Below are 3,293 nucleotides of genomic sequence, written 5' to 3' on the forward strand. Positions count from 1 at the left end.
AACGCTGACTGTTAAAAATGTTTTTGATGGAGAAGAACTCGACAAAACGTTGAAGGAAATGACAAAAGGTTTTGCTCGGTTGATGAAATATAAAAAAGTTTCAAAGAATTTAATTGGTTTTTTAAGAGCTACTGAAGTAACAGTAAACGATATTGATAATTCATTTCACCCGCATTTTCATGTCTTGTTGATGGTTAAGTCAACTTATTTTAAGGGAGAAAATAATTACATAAATCAAGATGAATGGACTGAACTTTGGAAAAAATCTATGAAGTTAGAGTACATTCCTATTGTTAACGTGAAAGCAGTTAGAGGGAAAACTGGTAATAAAAATGATGTAAAGTCTGCTGTTTTGGAGACTTCAAAATATCCTGTTAAAGATTCTGATTATTTATCAAATAATTTTGATAGAGATACTTTAGTTGTTGATGAACTCGAAAAAGGTTTGAACAGAAAACGCCAAATTGGATATGGCGGATTGTTCAAAGAGATTCGAAAAAAACTCCACCTCGAAGATGTCGAGGAAGGAGATTTGAGAATTGTTGGTGCAGATGAGGAGGAAAAAGTTTCCGAATCTGCACAAATAATTTATGCGAAGTGGAACGATACTCGCAAAAATTATTTCATAAAAAGATGAGCGGTAACTCGCTCGTCTTTTTTTATTTTGAGGTTTGCGCCCCCCCCAATTTGATAGGGGAGCAAAATCTCAAACCAAAATTATTTGAGCAGAAAGGACAAAGTCCAGCGAAAATATTTTGCTCGGAAATCGAAGATTGACGAACGCTTTTGAACTTGGTTTTAGCTGTCGGCAGACCCTTTTCATTGTGATGTGGAGCGTAGCGTAATGTCACAATACAGAAAAGGTTACTTTGACAAAGTAACAAACTTTATTTAGACTAGCAATCAAAGGTGGTGCGTAAAATGCAGTATTCAGTTTCCTTGAAGAAAGCTACAAATATGACAAACATAAAACACAACAACCGAGAATTTACTGACAAACAAAAAGAGCAAAACTCGCACATAAATTTTGACCGATCCGATGAAAATATTTATCTCGTTCAAGATGATTTGAAAGAATTATACGAGCGAGAATTTTCTGAATCGTTGCAAAAATATAACGACAAACAAAAACGAAATGACCGAAAAATTGATAGCTATTATGACCATATAAAAAACGGAAAAAAAACTGCCCTTCAACAAGAAATTATTGTCCAAGTTGGCGACAAAGATGACACTGAAATTGACTCCGGATTTTTGGAAAAGTGGTTTGAAAATTTCCAAGAACGGAATCCAAATTTGAAAGTGTACAATGCGGTGATTCACAACGATGAAGCTACGCCACATTTGCATGTCAACTTTGTTCCTGTTGCCAGCGGTTATAAACGTGGTTTAGAAAAGCAGGTTTCCTTCGACCGAGCGATTAAACAGCAAGATGAGACGTTAGACAAACAGCGTCCGTTTGAAGACTGGCGTGATAAAGAAGTTGCCATTTTGGAAGAACTGCTGTTGGAAAGAGGGCACGAAAGGAAACTTGTCGGCACGAACGATTTTAAGGACGTGAACGAGTATAAAATAAAAAAAGACTTGGAACGAGAAATTAAAACACTTGAAAAAGATTTATCCCAAAAGAAAAATGAGTTAGTTAATCTGACAAATGAGAAACCTAAAAAGATTTCTTTAAAATCAATTAATGCAAAATATGAGATGAAAACTATTGATAAGCCTACTGGTAAAAAGCTTCTAGGTGTACCGTTGACAGAAAAGAAGGAAGTAAAAACAGGGAATATTGTTTTACCAGAAGAAGAATTTCTGAAGTTAAGGAAAAGTGCTCAACAAAATCAGCAGTTAAAAGCACAAATGGAGAAATATTTAACAACCGATCTTGCCAAAGAAAATAGAGAATTACGCAAAAAAAATGAAGTAGTCAAAAATAAATACAACGATCTTGTTGAGAGATTTAACTCAAATGTTAGAGATTATAATGAGTTGCTGGAAGAAAATATATCACTAAAAGCACAAGTGCAAACACTCAAACAAGAGATCAAAAGTATTTATCACACTGTCAGAGACACCCTAAAACGCAGTATAGGCGATTCTAAGGCGATAAAGAACTTTATGAGTGTAATTGCCCGTAAAGTGTCTGAGGACGTTCCTAAGCCCGAAATTAGCCGTATAGAGTATAAAGAGCAGATGATGGAGCGCAAACGAAACGGAGGAATGAGCCGCTAGCGTTTTTTGGCGTTACAATAGACGGTGCGATAGTCAAAAGCTAAGTTTTTCAACTGGTCTGACTATCGGCACGACAAGTCGAACGCCAAAAATAAAGCAGTCAAGGACTTGAGGGTGGAGATTTTTTGAGTGATCTTCTCAAAAAATACTACCCGCTCCTTGACTGCTTTAAGTGTGTTTAGGTCTCTTCAACTGGGTGACAGGAGGCGACTGGGTGGTTTGGAGGGTGGCGAGCCCTCCAAGGTCTTTTTATTTCTTTTAATTTTAAGAATATATTTCTCAAAATCGCGTTTTTTTGGTTTAATGGGTTTAGGTTTTTTAATAGGCTTGAAAAGCCTATTAAACCGCCGTTTTTGGCGGTTTCTTCTTATCTTGATAAATAAAGAAATAACGATATTTTAATTCCAATAGATATATTACGTGTAAACGTTGATATATCAGTGTTTTTAATGTTTTTTAAGGTTAATTATTTGGTATACAAAAAAATTTGCAATAAAAAAACCTGTGAATTATACTTTAAGTGTCGAGTTTAAAGAATATATCACAGGGGGTTTTTTCTATTGTTTTCTATTGATGATGATACCGTATGTGACTCAAATAATCAAGATTTGAGAGTTGAGTCTGTCGAAGTTTTCAGAGATATTCGCAGGAACGGAAAAGAGTTTGATTGGCGTGGTAAAAAGATTAAGAACCGTTATTACGCAGAAATATTAAAAATTTTACATTTCAAAAAGGCAAATAATGTTCATGGTTGTGCTGATGAAATGTCATTTAAAATGACAGATGATGGGTATTTAAGATTGCACCAAGTTTGGTTTTGCAAATCAAAGTTATGTCCACTTTGTGCTTGGAGGAGATCAATGAAATTCTCATACCAAAATGCTGAAATACTTTCAGAAGCTATAAAGCAAGAACCTAAAGCACGATTCTTATTTTTAACGCTGACTGTTAAAAATGTTTTTGATGGAGAAGAACTCGACAAAACGTTGAAGGAAATGACAAAAGGTTTTGCTCGGTTGATGAAATATAAAAAAGTTTCAAAGAATTTAATTGGTTTTTTAAGA

At 34.7% G+C, this 3,293-nt stretch carries 3 protein-coding genes; all 3 read left to right on the forward strand.

Annotated features, from left to right (window positions below):
• A partial coding sequence (locus tag CBF29_RS13550) for a protein rep (RefSeq protein WP_170170089.1) occupies positions 1-637 on the forward strand: 637 nt, incomplete at its 5' end.
• Positions 638-921: 284 nt separating this feature from the next.
• Positions 922-2,229 (forward strand): plasmid recombination protein, encoded by a 1,308-nt coding sequence (locus CBF29_RS13555; RefSeq protein WP_126810236.1) that lies wholly within the window; start codon positions 922-924, stop codon positions 2,227-2,229.
• A gap of 560 nt (positions 2,230-2,789) precedes the next feature.
• A partial coding sequence (locus CBF29_RS13560) for a protein rep (RefSeq protein ID WP_148112417.1) occupies positions 2,790-3,293 on the forward strand: 504 nt, incomplete at its 3' end.

This window comes from Vagococcus elongatus, assembly GCF_003987645.1.
In the GTDB taxonomy this organism is placed as follows: domain Bacteria; phylum Bacillota; class Bacilli; order Lactobacillales; family Vagococcaceae; genus Vagococcus_A; species Vagococcus_A elongatus.